A 17349-nucleotide genomic window follows, 5' to 3' on the forward strand; every position below is an offset into this window, starting at 1 on the left:
GGTTCAATTGTTGAGTGAGGGCATCAATTGCATTTCGTAATGCATGTCATCGCGGTGGCGCGGTGTTGCCGCATCGCCCAGGAAACTATCGCAGCCGAGGCTACCTTGCTCGGTGGCCGTCAACGCCGTCCCCCGCACATCGCTGGCGCGCAGCACCAGCACGATCTCGTAGCGCACCAGTGGCTGGCCGAACAGCATCAGCATGTGCCGCAGTGCCTCGCTGGCAGGGGCGCGCGGCAAAAAGCTGGCGTGCTGCTGCGCCGTGAGCGGACCGAGGTGCAGGCGCACGGCCAGGTCGGGGCGGCGGCAGCGCTCGCCGACGGTGGCGCGCTGGCCCAGTTGGGCATTGGCCATGCCCAGCGCCGTTTGTTCGTGCTGCGCCAGCACGTCCATAGCGCCTGTCGCTTCGTCGATGTGGCAGGGCACGCCGAAGTGGTCGCTGAGGATGCGCGCCATGACGATGGATGAGATGTTGCGCTGCTGGAGCAAGCCGCTGTACAGGCCGATCGCCGCCTGGTCCTGGCCCTGGCCCGGCTGGCACGCGGCCAGCGCCAGCAGGCGCGACAGGAAGTCCCCGCCGTGGCCTGCTTGCTCGATGCGGTATTTTTGCCAGGCCTGGTAAAACAGGGCGACGGCGCGGCTGGAAAACAGGTCGAGAAAGGCGCGCGGGCTGGTGTCGCGCTCGCTGTACTGGTGCGCGGCAATGCGCTCCGAATAGTGGCTGGGCAAGCTGCCCTGGCAGCCCAGCAGGCCCATGAACGCAGGCGTGAGGTGGATAGGCTGGCTGTGACCGGACAGCAGCGCTTGCAGCAGGGCATCGGCATCGGCGATGCCGTTTGTCGCCAGCGCCTCGACCTGACTGGCAGGAAAGCGCGGCGAGACGCTATTGTCGAAGCGTATGAGTTTTGCCAGCGCCGTGTGTTCATCGATACCGTGTTCGGCCAGCCACGCCAGCAGCAGGCGCAGCGCCTGGAAGCACTCGAAGCGCTGCGGCGCGTCGAGCAATTGCTGGATTACGCTGGCGTGGCGTCGGCGCTGCGTTCTGGGCATCGTAGGAGTTCCTCGCCGCTGCGCTGGGATAGCAGCGTCAGTTGGCTAAAGCAGTTGAGCTGGCTGTTCAGGGCGAAGTAGCGCTGCAGCACTTGGGCAAAAATATAGATGCTGCTGCCGACGAAGGCTTGCTCGTCGATGCCCAGGCGAATGGCGATGCCGGGCATCAGGGTGGGAAACGGCACGGTCGGCATCCACGCGCGCGTGCTGCCGTGTTCGAGCGTGACGATGCCCTGGATCAGGCGCTGCGTGGTGGGCGAGCGGGGCAGGTCGTACAGGCTGAGCATTTTCTGGAATTCGCTCAGGCCGGCCTGTGTCAGGCTGGCGTAATTGAGCGACAGGTGCGCAATCAGCCGCCAGTGCGCGCCATTGTCTGCCAGGAAACGCATGCTGGGCGTGGGCTTGCGCAGGAAGCGCGCGGGGATGCCGTCGGGCACGTCTTCGGCCAGCAGGTCGCCGCCGGGCAAGCCGTAATGCAATTGCGTGGGCAAGTCGCGGTTGCTGCACAGCAGTTGCGTCGAGACGGTGGCGCAGGCCGCGCTACCCGGTGAAAACTGCGGGTCGATCAGGCTGAGCCGCATTTCATGGCCGGGGCTGATGGCCGCCACAGTTTCGTCGCGGCGCGCCAGCCAATATTGGCCCTGCTCTTGGCCCTGCTCTTGGCCCAGCTCTTGGCCATACTCCTGGCCCTGCTCGGCCTGGTCGCCTTGCAGCGAGGCATACAGCGGCAAGAAGGTGCTCAGGCGCTCGCCGGCCTCGTCCTTGCGCACCAGGGTAACGGCTTCGATACTGTGGATGTCGTAGGCAAACGCATGCGTGGCATCGGCCACCAGGGCGTAGTCGGGCTCGGTATGCGTGAGGCGGATCGGCACGCCGGACTTGGCGAACAGGTTGACGACGGGCGTGCAGCCGAGCAGCAGGTTGCCGGGGCCGGCGCCGGACAAGAGCCGCGCCTCGTGGCTGTCGCTGCGCACACCCTTGAGCGGCAGGTGCAAGGTGAACTGGCGGCACTGTTTGGGCAGCAGGGTCGCCAGCCTGGACCAGGCGATATCGATGAAATGAAACTTTTCCGGAAAGGCGAAATATTCGGTCAGCAGGCGCAGCGCCGGGTGGGAACGGGCGGAAATGGGGATCAGCGCGTCGTCTTCCGTATAGCCGGCTGGCGTCAACAGCGTGCCATCGACTGCCTGCCATGGGCTGTGTTCGTCCAGCGCCACATACGCGCCCGCGCCGCGCAGGAACAGGGCGTCGAGCAGGGCCGCGCGCACGGATGGTTCGCCATCGGCAAACAGGCGCAGGCTGGCAAAACCCGTTTGATCCAGATGGTACTGAGCGCTGCTGCTGGTGAATTGAATGCTGAGCAAGGCGCTGGAGCCAGCGGGCAGGCGCAGGCCGGGCGGCGCGTCGATGAGAGGTGAAAAATGCAGGCGAGAAATGGCCAGCGGCGCCAGGATCACATCATATGCGCTGGTAAATTTGCAGGCCACGCCTTGCACCGGTTGCGAACGCAGCACCGTGCCGCGCGCAACATGCGCCAGCTGGGCCAGCTGGCCGCCACCGGGCGCTTCGTCGGCGGCGATACGCACGATGGAGCATGAGGGAAAGGGCCGCAGATAGTGCGGGTACAGGGTGTCGAGCAGGGAATGGGTGAATTGCGGATAGGCGTCGTCGAGGCGCTTGGCGACGCGTGCCGTGAGCAGGGCGACGGACTGGATCAGGCGCTCGACATGCGGGTCTTCGCACGTTTCGCCGGCGATCAGCAGGCGCCCGGCCGCTTTCGGATAGCGGCTGGAAAACTCGCGCGTGTACTGGCGGAACAAGCCCAGTTCACGCTCGTAATACGGCAATAGTTGTTCCACGGTCGCGCTCTCCGCCAGCAGGAAAGCTTCATGCTGGCATCAGGCGCGAGCGTGGGTGTTGATGCATAACAATGAATTTTAGAAATGGTACTCCGCGCGTATCATCGGCGTCTTCGCCGTCTGGCCCACATTGCCCGTGGTCGCGGGCGAGTTGCCGAACTTGTTCTTCCAGTACTGGTACTCCAGGCCCACGCGGAAGGTGTTCTTGGCGCTGCCCAGGGCCGCGCCCACGTCGACCATCACTTGCATGTCGATATTCGTTTCGACCGCCGTGTCGCGCCCCACTTCATCCTTGCCTTTGGAATCGATGAGGTTAAAGAAGCCTTCGAACGAGAACAGCGGCGACAGGGGGATGGCCCAGGCGCCCGTCAGCATGGCGTGCGTTTTATACGTGTAGCGGCCCGTCACTTGCGAGATGGGCGGGAAGGCACCGCTGGGGGCGTTGCTTTCACGTAGCAACAGCAGGCTGGTGTTGAAGAAGCCGGGCACGTCCCACATCAGGGTGGGGCCGGCCACCAGCATGCGCTTGCGCGAGTTGTAGCCGACGTCATTTTTCGTGTTGACATCGAAACCCAGGGTGACGCCGACGCCGCGCACGGGGCCGAACTTGATGTCGCTGCCGCGCACCTTGCCGATGTCGATGGTGTTGCGGTACACCAGATACGCCTCTTGTGCGCCGGAAGTCTTGCCCAGCGCGCCAGGGTCCTTGCTGTCGGACAGGAGGAAATCGAGGTTGACGAAGTTGCTGCCGTATTTGTAGCCGCTGGCGTGCGTGATGGCAACGATGTTTTTCTTGATGTCGTCCGGATTGAACGGCTCGCGGTAATCATTGCCGGCGCGCCAGCTCAGCGCGGTATCGCTCCATTCGGCAGCCTGGGCGGTTGCGCCCACGCCGAGGGTGGTAGTGAGGCAGAGCAACAGACACGGTATGGTTTTTGGCACTTTCGGCTCCTGATGGCGGTGTTGGAAAACGGGAACTGGAGATGGCAGGGCGCAGGGGGTAGCCTACTAGCGCGCATGAAGCGCTGCGATGGAGCATATTGCGCGCCGTTCAATCCATGATGCGAGCATCGCTGCATCGGACGATATGTATTTTCTGCATACTTACTATCATTTCTTACATATAATCATCGCACCTTCTCGCCCTTGCGGGGCAAGGCGGCTGCTGTAAAGCTGATAATTTTTTTCAAAATTGTATACAGGTGTTGTTTTTTTGCGGAAATAAAAATGCGCGCCGCCACGCCCGCCCCCAAGCGCCGCGGATGCCGATACGATAGAGATATCAATTTGATTTTTCCCACCGGCGTCGATGCCGGCGACCCTGCAGCGAGGCACGAAAAAAACAATGACGGCACGCCTGGAATTACACGACATCAGCAAGCGCTATCCGTCCGTGGTGGCCAATGACGGCCTCCACCTCAGCGTGGCGCCCGGACAGATCCACGCCGTGCTCGGTGAAAACGGTGCCGGCAAATCGACCTTGATGAAAATCATCTATGGCGCCGTGCAACCCGATGGCGGCCGCATCCTGTGGAATGGCCGCGAAGTCGAGATCGCCAACCCGTCGGCCGCGCGCGCGCTGGGCATCGCCATGGTGTTCCAGCACTTTTCCCTGTTCGATACCCTCACCGTGACGGAAAATATCGCCCTCGGTTTGCCCGCCGGCACCAACATGACGGAACTGGCGCAGCGCATCGAGGCGACGGCGCGCCAGTACGGCCTGGACCTGGAGCCGCAGCGCCACGTGCACACCTTGTCGGTGGGCGAATGTCAGCGCGTGGAAATCGTGCGCGCCTTGCTGGCCAAGCCGCAACTATTGATCCTCGATGAACCGACGTCCGTGCTAACGCCGGGTGCCGTGGAAAAACTGTTTGCCACCTTGCGCCAACTGGCGGCCGAAGGCTGCAGCATCCTGTACATCAGCCATAAGCTCGACGAAATCCGCGCCCTGTGCCATACGTGCACGGTGGTGCGCGCCGGCAAGAATGCGGGCGTGTGCGATCCGAGCGAGGAATCGGCGGCCAGCCTGTCGCGCATGATGATAGGCGCCGAGCCGCCCGCCGTCACGCGTGTGGCGCACACGCCCGGTGCGACCATGTTGAGCGTCAAGAATTTGCAGCTGCCGAAGAGCCATCCGTTCGCCACGCAATTGACGGACATCAATTTCGACGTGCGCGCGGGCGAGATCGTCGGCATCGCGGGCGTGTCCGGCAATGGCCAGCAGGAATTGCTGGCGGCCCTGTCTGGCGAGGACATGCGCGCTGCCCCCGCCAGCATCGTCCTGAACGGCACCCAGGCGGGACGCTTGCCACCGGGGCGCCGGCGCGCCCTGGGCTTCGGCTTCGTGCCGGAGGAAAGGCTGGGGCGGGGCGCCGTGCCCGACATGGCGCTGGCCGACAACGTTTTGCTGAGCTTGCAAACACCAGCCACCATCCGCCACGGCTTCGTGCGCCATCACGTCATCGCGCAGCGGGCGGCCGCCATCATCGCGCGCTTCCAGGTGAAGGCGGGCGGACCGCAGGCGCTGGCGCGCAGCCTGTCGGGCGGCAACTTGCAGAAATACATAGTCGGACGCGAAGTCATGCGCGAGCCCACCGTGCTGGTGGTGGCGCAGCCGACCTGGGGCGTGGACGTGGGCGCGGCTGCGCAAATCCGCGCCGAATTACTGGCGCTGCGCGACGCCGGCTGCGCGCTGCTGGTCGTATCGGAGGAACTCGATGAATTGTTCGACATCAGCGACCGCTTGCTGGTGATGGCGAAGGGCAAAATTTCGCCGTCCCTGGACATGGGCGAGGCCAGCGTGGCACTCGTGGGGCAATGGATGAGCGGGCTGTGGCCGCAGGAGGCTGTCCATGGCTAAGTTTGCCTTGCGCCTGGAAGCCCGTGCTTCTCCGTCGCGCCTGATGTCGTGGCTGTCGCCCGTGCTGGCCGTGCTGCTGACCGTGTTGTGCGGCGCGCTGTTGTTTCTTGCGTTGGGACACGATCCGCTGGCGGGACTGGCCGTTTTCTTTGTGGAACCCTTGCGCGATGCGCACGGCTGGTCCGAGCTGGGCATCAAGGTGGCGCCTTTGCTGTTGATCGCCGTGGGCCTGGCCATTTGCTTTCGCGCGAATATTTACAACATCGGCGCGGAAGGGCAACTGACCCTGGGCGCTATCTGCGGCGGCGCGGCCGCCCTGTATCTGGACACGGGCGATGGCGCGGGCGGCACGGCCATCATCGGCGTTTCCCTGCTGGCCGGCATGGCGGGCGGCATGGCCTGGGCGGGATTGGTGGCCTGGCTGCGCGACCGCTACAACGCCAGCGAAATCCTCGTCTCGCTGATGCTGGTGTATATCGCCCAATTGCTGCTCAGCTATCTCGTCTACGGCGTGCTGCGCGACCCGGAAGGCTTCAACTTCCCTCAATCGAAACTGCTGTCCGACGGCTTGCTGTTGCCGATGATTGTGACGGGCACGCGCTTGCATGTGGGCATCATCTTCGCCTTGCTGGCCTCGCTGGGCGGCTGGCTGTACTTATCCAGAAGCATTGCCGGCTTCCGCCTGCGCGTGGGTGGCATGGCGCCGGCCGCCGCCCGTTATGCGGGCTTTTCCTCGCGCAAGACCTTGTGGTCATCGTTGCTGATTTGCGGCGCCCTGTCCGGGCTGGCGGGCGCGTGCGAAGTGCTGGGGCCGATGGGGCAGCTCACGCCCACGGTCTCGCCCGGTTACGGCTTTGCCGCCATCATCGTCGCCTTCGTGGGGCGCTTGCATCCGCTGGGCGTGATTTTTTCCAGTTTCGTCATGGCCCTGTTTTATATTGGCGGCGAACTGGCGCAGTCGCGCCTGGGCTTGCCCAGCGCGATCACGGGGGTGTTCCAGGGCATCTTGCTGTTCGCCTTGCTCGCCTGCGACGTGCTGATCCAATACAAACTGCGCTGGAGGAAACATGGATAACCTGGCCCTGACGATAGCGCCATTGATTGCCGCCAGCATCAACGCGGGCACGCCGCTGATGCTGGCCGCGCTGGGGTTGCTGGTCAATGAAAAGGCGGGCGTGGTCAACCTGGGCGCGGAAGGCATGATGCTGGTGTCGGCCATCACGGGCTTTGCCGTGGCCGTCAACACTGGCAGCCCCACCCTGGGTTTTCTGGCGGGGGCAGGGGCCAGCATGGTCTTGTCCGGCTTCTTTGCCTGGCTGACCGTGTGGCTGGGCACGAACCAGTACGCCACGGGCCTGGCCTTGTCGCTGTTCGGCGCGGGCGCATCCACGTATATCGGCCTGAAGTATGTGGGCAACAGCTTGCACAACGGCAGGTTTGGTATCCCTTTCCTGGAAGACATTCCCGTGCTGGGACCGGCCCTGTTCCGGCAGCATGCTATGGTGTATCTGTCGCTATTGCTGTGCGTGGCCATCGCCTGGTTTTTGTACCGCACGCGGGCGGGACTGGTGCTGCGCGCCGTGGGCGAGTCGCCAGCGTCCGCGCATGCGCTCGGTTACCCTGTGCGCCGCATCCGCCTGGCGGCCGTGCTGTTCGGCGGCGCCTGCTGCGGCCTGGCTGGCGCGTTTCTATCGCTGGTCTACACGCCGTTGTGGGTCGAAGGCATGGTGGCGGGCCGTGGCTGGATCGCGCTGGCGCTGACCACGTTTGCCACCTGGCGCCCCGCGCGCGTGGTGGGCGGCGCCTACCTGTTTGGCGGCATCACGATTCTGACCTTCCACGCGCAGGCGCTGGGCGTGCCCATCGCCTCGCAACTGCTGTCGATGCTGCCGTACGTGGCGGCCATCGTCGTGCTGGTGCTCATTTCCAGCAATGCCAATTACATCAAGCTCAACATGCCCGCTTCGCTGGGGAAAAATTTCAATCCCGGAAATTAATCACTCACCACAAGGAAAACCATGTCCAAGAAATTATTCTGCGCCGCTGTTTGCAATGCCGCGCTGATGCCCGCCATGCCCGTCATGGCCGCCGCCCCCGCCGTTGCCCCATTGAATGTTGGTTTTGTTTACATCAGCCCCATCGGCGACGCGGGCTGGACCACACAGCACGACCAGGCGCGCAAGGAAATGGAAAAGGCGCTGGGCAACAAGATCACCACCAAATATGTGGAAAACGTGCCGGAAAGCGCCGATGCGGAGCGCGTGATCCGCGACCTGGCGCAAACGGGCAGCAAGCTGGTCATCACAACCTCGTTCGGCTACATGAATCCCACCTTGAAAGTGGCGAAGCAATTTCCTAATGTGAAGTTCATCCATTTGACGGGCTACAAGACGGCCGTCAACGTGGCCAATACCAACGCGCGTTTCTACGAAGGCCGCTACCTGGCGGGCGTATTGGCCGGCAAGATGAGCAAGACCCATGTGGCCGGTTATGTGGCGGCCTTCCCCATCCCTGAAGTGTTGCAGGGAGTTAACGCCTTCACGCGCGGCATGCGCAGTGTCGATCCCAAGGCGGAAGTGAAAGTGGTGTGGGTGAATAGCTGGTTCGATCCGGGCAAGGAACGCGACGCGGCCATCACCCTGATCGGCCAGGGTGCCGACGTGGTCACCCACCATACGGATTCGACCGCCGTGGTGCAGGCGGCGGAAGAGAAGGGCAAGTATGCGATCGCCTATCACTCGGACATGAAAAAGTACGGGCCGAAGGCGCAGCTGGCCGCCGTCACCCACCATTGGGGCGAGTACTACACGAAGCAGGCGCAAGCCGTGCTGGACGGTACGTGGAAGTCCAGCAGCACCTGGGGCGGCATCAAGGATGGGATGGTCAAGCTGGAAGGCATCAACGCCGCCGTGCCCGCCGATGTGAAACAGTTTGTATTGGCGCGCGAGAAAGACTTGGTTGCTGGCAAGCTCAATCCTTTCAGCGCACCGATCAAGGATAACGATGGCAAGGTGCGCCTGGAGAAAGGCGTGCTGGACGATGCGGCGCTGACGAAGATGGATTATTTTGTCGAAGGCGTGGCAGGGAAAGTTTCCGGAAAGTAATAGGAGTGGCTGTAAACATGCTGTAATATTGCCGGAAACGGGAGCCGGGCCGGGACGCAGTGCGCATTCCCGGCCCACCCGCACAGCAGAGCCTGAATAAGCCCGTACCGGAGATCGACCCATGGACAGACTGGAAGTATTCAAGATTATCGCGCTGCAAGCGAGCAAGGGCGAGTTGACGTTCCCCGCCAACGTCAAGGCCACCCTGAAGCTGCAGGAAGCGCTGGACGACCCCGATTGCCATATCGAAGCGGCCGCGCGCATGGTCATGGCCGAGCCGCTGCTGTCGGCGCGAGTGGTGGCGCTGGCCAATTCGGCCGCCTACAACCGTTCCGGCAATGAAATCGCCAATGTGCGCGCGGCCGTCTCGCGCCTGGGCTTTGCCACCTTGAAATCGATGGTGGCGTCCGTCATCGTGCGCCAGCTGGGCAGCCAGATCACTGACCCGCAATTGCGCGCCAAGTCCGCCAAGCTGTGGGAGCACACGGCCCACGTGGCTGCGCTGAGCCAGCTCATCGCCAAGAAAGTCACGCATGTGGATGTGGAAACGGCCATGTTTGCCGCCATCGTGCACGAAGTGGGCGGCTTTTATCTGCTGTCGCGCGCCGAGGAATATCCAGGTTTGCTCGACGACAATACGGAAGACTGGATCGAATACGGCGAAAAACTGATCGGCCGCGGTGTGCTGCGCCAACTGCAAGTGCCCGACATGGTCTTGCAAGCCGTGGAAGGCATGTGGCATGGCGGCAGCCCGTTCCCGCCCCGTACCCTGGGCGCGACCCTGGTGCTGGCCAACGATCTGTCCCCCGTCGGCTCGCCCCTGCATCCGCCGGAAAGCGCCGCGCGGCGCCAGGCGGCGGCGAAGATCGACTTCGGCATCGGCGGCAGCACCTTGCACACCATCCTCGAGGAATCGGCCGAAGAGATCGAATCCCTGGCGGCGGCTTTGCTGGTGTAAATTTCTCGGCCATGACATCCCCGCCCTTGTTGCGGGGATTTTTTTCGTCCGCATTTTGATGTGCCTGCCCCATGGCATACAATCGCCGGCCCGGCTATCCGCCGGACCGTTTTCCTCCTCTTACCCAAAGGATCTTATGCAGAAGCTGTTTTCTTCCCTGGCCGCCACTGCCTTCGCTTCCAGCCTGGCGCTGGCGCTTTCCGCGCACGCCGCCGCCCCTGCCGCGCACGGCTTGCCCATCGTGCAGGAAGCCCCGCTGCGCGCCCACCTAGCTTTCCTGTCGAACGATTTGCTGGAAGGCCGGGGCACGGGCCAGCGCGGCGCCGACCTGACGGTGGCCTACCTGGAAACCCAGGCACAGATGGCCGGTTTGCGCCCCGTGCGCGGCAACAGCTACCGCCAGAGCGTGCAAATCGCCGGCGTGAAGTCGCTGCCTGCCGAAAGCAGCCTGCAAGCCGTGGCGGGCGGCAAGGCCGTGCCGCTGGCGTTCGGCCCGGACTGGGTGTGGGCGACGGGCGACTCCGTTGCCGCGCATACCTTTGATGCGCCGCTGGTGTTCGTCGGCTACGGCATCACCGCGCAGGAAGAGGGTTGGAACGATTTCAAGGGCGCTGATGTCAAAGACAAGATCGTCGTCATGATGGTCAACGACCCGCAACCCACTAGTGCCGAGCCGAACCGCTTCGCAGGGAAGGCGCTGACGTATTACGGCCGCTGGACCTACAAATTCGAGGAAGCCAAGCGCCAGGGCGCCGCTGGCGTATTGCTGATCCACACGAAACCGTCGGCATCGTACGACTGGAGCGTGGTGCAGAACAGCTGGAGCGGCAGCGAACGCTTCCAATTGGCGGACCGCACTGCCGGCACGCCGCTGCAGGGCTGGATCGCGGAAGATGCGGCGCGCCGCTTATTTGCGGCCGGCGGCCAGGACCTGGATGCCTTGCGCGCGCAAGCGGAAAGCAAGGGCTTCAAAGCCGTTGCGCTGGACGCCAGGTTGAGCGGTGAAATGAAGTCCGCCGTACGCAAGGTGGAGCAGTTCAATATCGCCGGCATGGTGCCGGGCACCGATCCGGTATTAAAAGATGAAGCCGTCATCTACAGCGGCCACTGGGACCATCTGGGCCAGCAAGGCGAGGGTGACGAAAAAGCGGCAGATACGATTTACAACGGCGCCGTCGACAACGCCTCGGGCACGGCCGGCTTGCTGGCCATGGCGCAGGAAGCCGTCAAGAAACCGGCCAGGCGCACGCAGATATTCCTGTGGGTAGCGGCCGAGGAACAAGGCTTGCTGGGCAGCGCCGCCTACGCGGCCGACCCGCTGTGGCCCCTGGACAAGACGGCGGCCGCGCTGAACCTGGATAGCCTGAACTTTGTCGGCGCCACGCATGACATCGGTGCGCAAGGCAGCGAGCGCACGGAACTGGGCGCCATGGCGGCCACGGTGGCGAAAGCCATGGGCATGCACATTGCGCAAGCGCGTCCCGACCTGGCCGGCGGTTATTTCCGCAGCGACCATTTCAGCTTTGCCAAGGCGGGCGTGCCCGCGTTTTCCATCAATGGCGGACGCGAGTACATCAAGGATGTGGCAGCGTCGAAAGCCAAGGCGGCCGCCTACGGCCCCCGCTACCATCAAGTCACTGATGAGTACGACGCCAGCTGGGATTTGTCCGGCATGACGCAGCAGGCGCAATTCACCCTGAACCTGGGACTAGCCGTGGCGAATGCAGCCAGGATGCCGGCCTGGAAGGCGGGCGATGCGTTTGGCAAGGCGCGTGGGCAGGCAAAGTAAATTATCTCGGCATAAAAAAACCGCTCGATCTTGAGCGGTTTTTTTTGCGTCTCAGCTCGCCCGTTCCAGTCTGCGCTGCGTGTGGCGGTACTTGCTCCACACCAGCAACAGCAACAGCGGCATGGCGCCACCCACCATGCACAGGGCCGGCCAGCCGCCGGCGGCAAAGCTGGCGCTGGCCAGCGCCGAGCCTGCCGAGGCGCCGATGAAGCCGCCCGCGATGAACACGGTGGTCACGCGCGCCCGCGCATGCGGCGCCAGCTTGTAGATGATGGACTGGTGCGTCACTTGCAAGCCCATCACGCCCATGTCCAGCAGCACGATGCCGATCAGCAATAGTACCAGCGAATGGGCGCCAAAGCCGATCAAGGCCCAGCCCGCGATCGAGGCGACGGCCAGCAGCCACGTGGCCTGGCGCGCGTAGCCGCGGTCGGCCATGCGACCCGCCGTGTTGGCGGCAAAGGCGCCGGTGGCGCCCGCCAAGCCAAACAAGCCGATCTGCATTTCCGAATAGTGGTAGGGCGCGCCGCTGAGCAAAAAGGTCAGGCCCGTCCAGAACACGCTGAAGGTGCCCAGGCCCAGGCCCGAGAACAGGGCGCGCTGGCGCAGCAAGGGTTCCTGGCGGATGATGTCGGCCAGCGACGCCATCAGCTTGCCGTACTGTAGTTGGCCACGCGGCGCCTCATTCGGCAGGATGCGGCGCAGCATGACGAGCAGGGCGGCTACGACGATGGCCGCCAGCACGTAGACGGTGCGCCAGCCGCCACTGATTTGCGATACCGTGCCGGACACGGTACGCGCCAGCAGAATGCCCAACAACAAGCCGGTCATGACGGTGCCCACCATGCGGCCCCGGCTGTGATCCGGCGCATACGAAGCCACCATGGCCGTAACCACCATCAATGCGCTGGCCGTGATCCCCATCAAGACGCTGGCGATGGCGAAGACGATAATATTCTGGCTGGTGGCGGCCAGCAGCAGGGCGCCTATCTTGGCGATCAGCATCCACGTCAGCAACTGGCGGCGGTTCAGCACGTCGCTGAGGGGTACTAAAAACACGATGCCCAGCACATAGCCGATCTGTGTGGCCGTGACCAGGTAACCCGCTTGCGGCACGCTCACGCCAAACGAGGCGGCCAGCATGGACGTGAGCGGCTGCACGTAATACAGGCTGGCGACGAGCACGCCGGCCGACAGGGCAAATAGCAGGATGCGGGTGGCGCTCAGCAGGGTGCTGGCATCGACGGAAGATGGTGCAGATTTCATGCGGTACGACTTTCTTGGAATGACGCTTTTGGATCAGCATGATAGCGGGGCTGCGCATTTCTTGCCGGGCGCGGCCGATTTTGCGGCCGTAGCCAGGCAACAACGCCAGGCAAAAAAATCCCGGCGATCGGTGCCGACGGCCGGGAAAAGGGTATATGCGGATATACCGAGGGAGGAAACGTTCAGTTACTCTTGCTGCGCCAGCTCCGCATGCACTTGCGCCGTGATTTCATACGAGCGCAGCCGGTGCTGGTGCTCGAAGATCTGCGAGGTGATCATCAGTTCGTCGGCACCTGTTTCGGCAATAAAGGCGGCCATCTTCGCCTTCACCGTGTCCGGCGCGCCGATGGCCGTGCAGGACAGGACGGCATCGAGCATGGCGCGTTCCTGCGGGCCCAGCTGTTCCAGATAGCCGGGCACGGGCGGCTGCAAGCGCGACGGGTGGCCCGTGCGCAGGTTGACGAAGGCTTGCTGCATCGAGGTGGCGCGCAGGTGCGCCTCTGCATCCGTATCGGCGGCAAACACGTTAAAGCCCAGCATCACATACGGTTTCGCCAATTGCTTCGATGGCTTGAAATGTTCGCGGTAGTAGGCCACGGCTTGCAGCATCATTTGCGGCGCGAAGTGCGAGGCGAAGGCGTACGGCAAGCCCAGGTGAGCGGCCAGCTGGGCGCCGAACAGGCTCGAACCGAGTATCCATACGGGCACTTTCGCGCCCTTGCCGGGCACGGCCAGCACGCGCTGGCGCGGCTCGTCGGACATGTAGTCGATCAGTTCCAGCACGTCCTGCGGGAATTGCTCGGCGTCGGACTGCAAGTCGCGGCGCAGCGCACGCGCCGTCGTCTGGTCGGAGCCGGGCGCGCGGCCCAGGCCCAGGTCGATGCGGCCCGGGTGCAGCGCTTCCAGTGTGCCGAACTGTTCCGCGATGACCAGCGGCGAGTGGTTCGGCAGCATGACGCCGCCCGCGCCCACGCGGATGGTCTTCGTGCCGGCCGCCACATGGGCGATGACGACGGCCGTGGCGGCGCTGGCGATGCCGGGCATGCCGTGGTGTTCGGCCAGCCAGTAGCGGTGGTAGCCCCAGCGTTCGCCGTGCTGAGCCAGGTCGAGCGTATTCTTGAACGACTGGCTGGCGTTGCTGCCCTCGGCGATGGGCGCGAGGTCGAGTATGGAAAATGGAATCATGGTAGCGATATCGGGACGTGGTGGAAAATCACAATGGACGATTTGTCTATCCCCTGACGCTGGCAGGGTCACCCAAGACAGCGTGGCGGAGAAGACAGGCTGCGCACATGATAATGCGAATCGGGAATTTGCGTACTGATCGGTAAAAAACGCCTGTTGATTGGAAATCGCTGCGGGTGATGCTAGAGCGGACCTCTCTACTTTATGCGCCTCGCCGTGTTCAAGACACCCCTCCGGCTGACCCTGATCGGCCCGCTGCTTCCCGTTTTTCCGTTCATGCCGCGCCCGTCAGCCTGCAGGCGCAGGACACGGCTCGCTACGCGCTGGCCACCTATGCCGAACCGCTGATCGCCAGCCAGGCAAAGATGGTCAGTTTCAACACGGTGGCCGACCCGGCCGTGCTGTTTACCGACAATCCCCAGCACACGGGTTTCAAGCGCTACCTGGCGCAAGAGGCGCAGCGCCTGGGTTTCGATTTCCACGATCATGGCCATGTGCCGATCATCGGCATGGGGAAAGGCCGCGAACGCGTGGGCGTGATCACGCACGGCGCCGTGCAGCCCGTGAACCCCGCCAAATGGGGTCGTTCGCCGTTCGAGCTGGACCGCAGCAGTGAGCCTGGAAAACTGCTGGGATGGGGCACGGAAGACGACAAGGGGCCCATCGCCACGGCCCTGTATGCGATGAAAGCCACCAGGTGCCGGCAGCGCTGCAGGTGCAGATCGGCGAGCCGTGGTTGCAGACGGACGCGCCGCAGATTCCCACTTTATTGTTCGTCTTCGAGCACTACACGGGCATGGCGAATCCGCAACCGGTGGCCACCGGCGCGGCGCCAATTTGCGCCTGTTGCCGAATGCCGTCAGCTTCGGCCCGGCCATGCCGCACACGGTGTACACGGGACATGCCGAACACGAGTTCATGACGGAAAAACAGTTGCTGCTGGATCTGCAAATGTCCACGGCTGTCTGGATAGAGCTGGCGAAATAGCCGCTTGCAAAAATAGAAGGAAGTCATAGACTGCAAGCCTGAGACGAATCCGGGCGCTGAACTTTGTATGCGCATGCGGGTCTGACGTTTCCATGTAGGAAGGGAGCAGCTATGCATGAGCAACAGGAGGTCCGGCTGGCGCCAGCCAGGGCAGGCGGGGTGGTACCGCGCTTAAATCCGGACGAGGATTGGCCATGAACTGGCCGCTGGAACGGGAAGTGGCGCACAAGTTGGCGCAGATGCGGGGCTGGCTGGAGCAGGAACGTGCCGGTGCCGTGCGCCTGCGCGGGGTGGACTGGTTTGCGTGGGCCACGGCAGGCGCGTCGAATAGCCATAGCCATACGGCCGAGTGCGGGTGCGCGGAAGTGCTGGTGACGCGTGACGCTGCCTACATCCTGACGGACGAAGCCGAAGCCATGCGCATGCGCGAGGAAGAAGTGCGCGGGCCATGGACGTGGCAAGTGTCGCCCTGGATGCAGCCGCAGCTGTATGAGTTGCGCGAGCATTTCGTGCAGCATGCGGCCGGTGGCGCGCCTGTCTTGTGCGATCGGCCAGGCTTGCACGAACGCAGCCTGCCCGTGGCTCTGCGCGAAGAGCGGCTGGTGCTGCTGGAATCGGAGCAGCAGCGCTATCGCCAGGTAGGGCAGCTGGCTGCCGGCGCGGCCGCGGATGCGCTGCGCCAGGCCCGTCCCGACTGGAGCGAGCAGGAACTGGCTGCTGCGTGCGTGCGCGCGCTGTGGCTGCGGGGCTTGCAGGCCGTGCATGTGCTGGTCAGCGGAGAGGAGCGCCAACAACGGTATCGGCGCGCGCCGCCGGCCCAGGTGGTGCTGGGCACGCAAGCCGTATTGGCCTTGTGCGCGCGGCGTTTCGGCCTGTGCGCCAGCCTGAGCCGTCAACGGCGCTTCAGCCCGGCGCAGCGTCGCGCCGATGGCGCGGCGGTGGCCATGGACGATGCCGATGCCGCCATGCTGGCGCTGGAAGCGGTGGCGCTCGACGCTTGCGAAACGGGCCATGCGCTGAGCATGGTGTATCACGCGCTCGACAGCGCCTACGCGTATGCCGGCCAGCCCGACACGGTGCGCACCAGCCGGCAGGGCGGCATTCATGGCTACCTGGCGCCCGAAGTGGCCGCCGGCGCGCACACGGAAATCATCCTCAAGCGTGGCATGGCGCTGGCCTTCCATCCCAGCCTGCCCGGCAGCACGGTGGAAGACACCTTTCTGCTCGACGGCAGCCAATTGCACAACCTGACGCACGACCCGGCCTGGCCCTCGGCCGTGGTGCAGGGGCGCAGCCGGCCGCTGACCCTGGCGCTGGATTGAGCCTAGCCGTCTGCTAGCGCGAGCCGTCGTACCGCCTGCGGCTTTGTCGGTATGTTCGGCAGCCGTCATTGCTGATTGCGCTAGATCAAGCGGCTAATTACCGTGCTTGGTATAAACGATGCTGGCAATCAGCATTTTGTGCACCCGCACGTTTCCTCACTGTTGAATAGGGAGAAAAAATGTCATCTGGTCCTACCGCAAAACTGATCGATGAGTTGGTGCTGGCCGTAGTCGGCACTGCGCGCGATGCCCGTACGCGCCATGTACTGACCCAGGCCTTGCTTGGCCTGGTGCGGCTGGCGCGCTCGGAACAGTTGCTGGACATGCAGCGCGATGCGGCACGCGCCGTGGGCGCCGGCGGCCGGCGCGAGACGCGTGCCCTGATGCGGCGCCTGGGTGCGCGCAGCCAGGGGCAGTTGCGGCTGGCATTGCAGGATAGCCAAGCGGACCGCGCCTGACTGGTGGTCGGGCCCCGTTCAGGTTTTGGGCAGCGGCGCGTCCTTGCCAAGGGCAGCGGCGACCATTTTCGGCCAGAGGAAATACAGCGGCAGGCAGACCGCCGCTGCGGCCGTGATATCGACCACCCAGTCGCTGACGGCGCCATGGCGGTAAGGCAGGAAACTCTGGATGAATTCGTCCAGCGCGCCCATGGCCGCCACCATCAGCACCGACAGCAGCGCCCGGCGCGCCATGCCGCCGCCCGTGCCGCTGAACAGGATCAGGGCCAGCACGCCATAGCCGAAGGAATGCAGCACGCCACCCGAGGCATATTGGCCCACATCCGCACGCACGCCGGGTATGTCGCCGACCAAGATCACCAGGACATACAACAGCAGTGCGGTACGGTAGCGCAGGCGTTCGTAGCGGTCGGCAAAACACAGTTCGAGCAAGGGTGCAGGCATGATGCGTCAGGAAAGAGGGAAAGGCCGTCACAATATCATGCGCATGGCGGAGCGCCGTGTTTTTGCG

The 17349-nt window shown here is 63.9% G+C and carries 16 protein-coding genes; 9 read left to right on the forward strand and 7 right to left on the reverse strand.

What is annotated here, in order from left to right; translation table 11 throughout:
- Nucleotides 1-3: 3 nt before the first annotated feature.
- The 3 genes from tssG to ACP7DE_RS13550 form a co-directional block, all read right to left on the reverse strand.
- Complete coding sequence (gene tssG / locus ACP7DE_RS13540; protein ID WP_426072592.1) at nt 4-1050, reverse strand: type VI secretion system baseplate subunit TssG; 1047 nt, start codon at nt 1048-1050, stop codon at nt 4-6.
- Nucleotides 1014-2909 (reverse strand): type VI secretion system baseplate subunit TssF, encoded by a 1896-nt coding sequence (gene tssF / locus ACP7DE_RS13545; RefSeq protein ID WP_426072593.1) that lies wholly within the window; start codon nt 2907-2909, stop codon nt 1014-1016. Before tssF ends, tssG begins: the two co-directional genes overlap by 37 nt.
- Nucleotides 2910-2987: 78 nt before the next feature.
- Nucleotides 2988-3800, reverse strand: a complete 813-nt coding sequence (locus ACP7DE_RS13550) for an outer envelope protein (RefSeq protein ID WP_426072853.1) — start codon at nt 3798-3800, stop codon at nt 2988-2990.
- 454 nt (nt 3801-4254) lie between these two features.
- Between ACP7DE_RS13550 and ACP7DE_RS13555 the strand changes: the two genes are divergently transcribed.
- From ACP7DE_RS13555 to ACP7DE_RS13580, 6 genes are all read left to right on the forward strand, one after another.
- Entirely contained in the window at nt 4255-5769 is a 1515-nt protein-coding gene (locus ACP7DE_RS13555) for an ABC transporter ATP-binding protein (RefSeq protein WP_426072594.1), read from the forward strand.
- A complete protein-coding gene (locus tag ACP7DE_RS13560) occupies nt 5762-6844 on the forward strand; it encodes an ABC transporter permease (RefSeq protein WP_426072595.1) in 1083 nt (360 codons plus the stop codon). Before ACP7DE_RS13555 ends, ACP7DE_RS13560 begins: the two co-directional genes overlap by 8 nt.
- On the forward strand, nt 6837-7766 hold the full coding sequence (locus ACP7DE_RS13565) for an ABC transporter permease (RefSeq protein ID WP_426072596.1): 930 nt from the start codon (nt 6837-6839) through the stop codon (nt 7764-7766). The genes ACP7DE_RS13560 and ACP7DE_RS13565 overlap by 8 nt, the downstream gene beginning before the upstream one ends.
- A gap of 21 nt (nt 7767-7787) precedes the next feature.
- Nucleotides 7788-8873 (forward strand): BMP family ABC transporter substrate-binding protein, encoded by a 1086-nt coding sequence (locus tag ACP7DE_RS13570; RefSeq protein ID WP_426072597.1) that lies wholly within the window; start codon nt 7788-7790, stop codon nt 8871-8873.
- A 121-nt stretch (nt 8874-8994) separates the two neighbouring features.
- Nucleotides 8995-9831: an HDOD domain-containing protein gene (locus tag ACP7DE_RS13575; protein ID WP_426072598.1), complete on the forward strand. Its 837-nt coding sequence runs from the start codon at nt 8995-8997 to the stop codon at nt 9829-9831.
- A gap of 136 nt (nt 9832-9967) precedes the next feature.
- Nucleotides 9968-11620 (forward strand): M28 family peptidase, encoded by a 1653-nt coding sequence (locus tag ACP7DE_RS13580; protein WP_426072599.1) that lies wholly within the window; start codon nt 9968-9970, stop codon nt 11618-11620.
- Between the two features lie 51 nt (nt 11621-11671).
- On the opposite strand, the gene ACP7DE_RS13585 is transcribed toward ACP7DE_RS13580, so the two are convergent.
- The 3 genes from ACP7DE_RS13585 to ACP7DE_RS13595 form a co-directional block, all read right to left on the reverse strand.
- Nucleotides 11672-12886: an MFS transporter gene (locus ACP7DE_RS13585; RefSeq protein WP_426072600.1), complete on the reverse strand. Its 1215-nt coding sequence runs from the start codon at nt 12884-12886 to the stop codon at nt 11672-11674.
- 186 nt (nt 12887-13072) lie between these two features.
- Nucleotides 13073-14071, reverse strand: coding sequence for an LLM class flavin-dependent oxidoreductase (locus ACP7DE_RS13590; RefSeq protein ID WP_426072601.1), 999 nt, complete (start codon nt 14069-14071; stop codon nt 13073-13075).
- A gap of 197 nt (nt 14072-14268) precedes the next feature.
- Nucleotides 14269-14565 carry a hypothetical protein gene (locus tag ACP7DE_RS13595; RefSeq protein WP_426072602.1) on the reverse strand — a complete coding sequence of 99 codons (297 nt, stop codon included), beginning with the start codon at nt 14563-14565 and terminating at the stop codon, nt 14269-14271.
- A gap of 343 nt (nt 14566-14908) precedes the next feature.
- Here ACP7DE_RS13595 and ACP7DE_RS13600 point away from each other — a divergent pair, with 343 nt between their 5' ends.
- From ACP7DE_RS13600 to ACP7DE_RS13610, 3 genes are all read left to right on the forward strand, one after another.
- Nucleotides 14909-15058, forward strand: coding sequence for a hypothetical protein (locus ACP7DE_RS13600; RefSeq protein WP_426072603.1), 150 nt, complete (start codon nt 14909-14911; stop codon nt 15056-15058).
- Nucleotides 15059-15252: 194 nt separating this feature from the next.
- Nucleotides 15253-16380: a M24 family metallopeptidase gene (locus tag ACP7DE_RS13605; protein ID WP_426072604.1), complete on the forward strand. Its 1128-nt coding sequence runs from the start codon at nt 15253-15255 to the stop codon at nt 16378-16380.
- Nucleotides 16381-16559: 179 nt separating this feature from the next.
- Nucleotides 16560-16838: a hypothetical protein gene (locus ACP7DE_RS13610; protein ID WP_426072605.1), complete on the forward strand. Its 279-nt coding sequence runs from the start codon at nt 16560-16562 to the stop codon at nt 16836-16838.
- An 18-nt stretch (nt 16839-16856) separates the two neighbouring features.
- Here the strand turns inward: ACP7DE_RS13610 and ACP7DE_RS13615 are convergent, their stop codons facing one another.
- Nucleotides 16857-17282 carry a VanZ family protein gene (locus tag ACP7DE_RS13615; protein ID WP_426072606.1) on the reverse strand — a complete coding sequence of 142 codons (426 nt, stop codon included), beginning with the start codon at nt 17280-17282 and terminating at the stop codon, nt 16857-16859.
- Between the last annotated feature and the right edge of the window lie 67 nt (nt 17283-17349).

This window comes from Janthinobacterium sp. DSP2-3-3, from assembly GCF_049897325.1.
In the GTDB taxonomy this organism is placed as follows: Bacteria; Pseudomonadota; Gammaproteobacteria; order Burkholderiales; family Burkholderiaceae_D; genus Janthinobacterium.

Excerpts from the sequence above, each read along its gene's own strand:
- tssG (WP_426072592.1), bottom strand. The coding sequence starts at position 1,050 with ATGCCCAGAACGCAGCGCCGACGCCACGCCAGCGTAATCCAGCAATTG.
- ACP7DE_RS13555 (WP_426072594.1), top strand. The coding sequence starts at position 4,255 with ATGACGGCACGCCTGGAATTACACGACATCAGCAAGCGCTATCCGTCC.
- ACP7DE_RS13560 (WP_426072595.1), top strand. The coding sequence starts at position 5,762 with ATGGCTAAGTTTGCCTTGCGCCTGGAAGCCCGTGCTTCTCCGTCGCGC.
- ACP7DE_RS13565 (WP_426072596.1), top strand. The coding sequence starts at position 6,837 with ATGGATAACCTGGCCCTGACGATAGCGCCATTGATTGCCGCCAGCATC.
- ACP7DE_RS13570 (WP_426072597.1), top strand. The coding sequence starts at position 7,788 with ATGTCCAAGAAATTATTCTGCGCCGCTGTTTGCAATGCCGCGCTGATG.
- ACP7DE_RS13575 (WP_426072598.1), top strand. The coding sequence starts at position 8,995 with ATGGACAGACTGGAAGTATTCAAGATTATCGCGCTGCAAGCGAGCAAG.
- ACP7DE_RS13580 (WP_426072599.1), top strand. The coding sequence starts at position 9,968 with ATGCAGAAGCTGTTTTCTTCCCTGGCCGCCACTGCCTTCGCTTCCAGC.
- ACP7DE_RS13585 (WP_426072600.1), bottom strand. The coding sequence starts at position 12,886 with ATGAAATCTGCACCATCTTCCGTCGATGCCAGCACCCTGCTGAGCGCC.
- ACP7DE_RS13590 (WP_426072601.1), bottom strand. The coding sequence starts at position 14,071 with ATGATTCCATTTTCCATACTCGACCTCGCGCCCATCGCCGAGGGCAGC.
- ACP7DE_RS13595 (WP_426072602.1), bottom strand. The coding sequence starts at position 14,565 with ATGGCCATGATCGTGGAAATCGAAACCCAGGCGCTGCGCCTCTTGCGC.
- ACP7DE_RS13605 (WP_426072604.1), top strand. The coding sequence starts at position 15,253 with ATGAACTGGCCGCTGGAACGGGAAGTGGCGCACAAGTTGGCGCAGATG.
- ACP7DE_RS13610 (WP_426072605.1), top strand. The coding sequence starts at position 16,560 with ATGTCATCTGGTCCTACCGCAAAACTGATCGATGAGTTGGTGCTGGCC.
- ACP7DE_RS13615 (WP_426072606.1), bottom strand. The coding sequence starts at position 17,282 with ATGCCTGCACCCTTGCTCGAACTGTGTTTTGCCGACCGCTACGAACGC.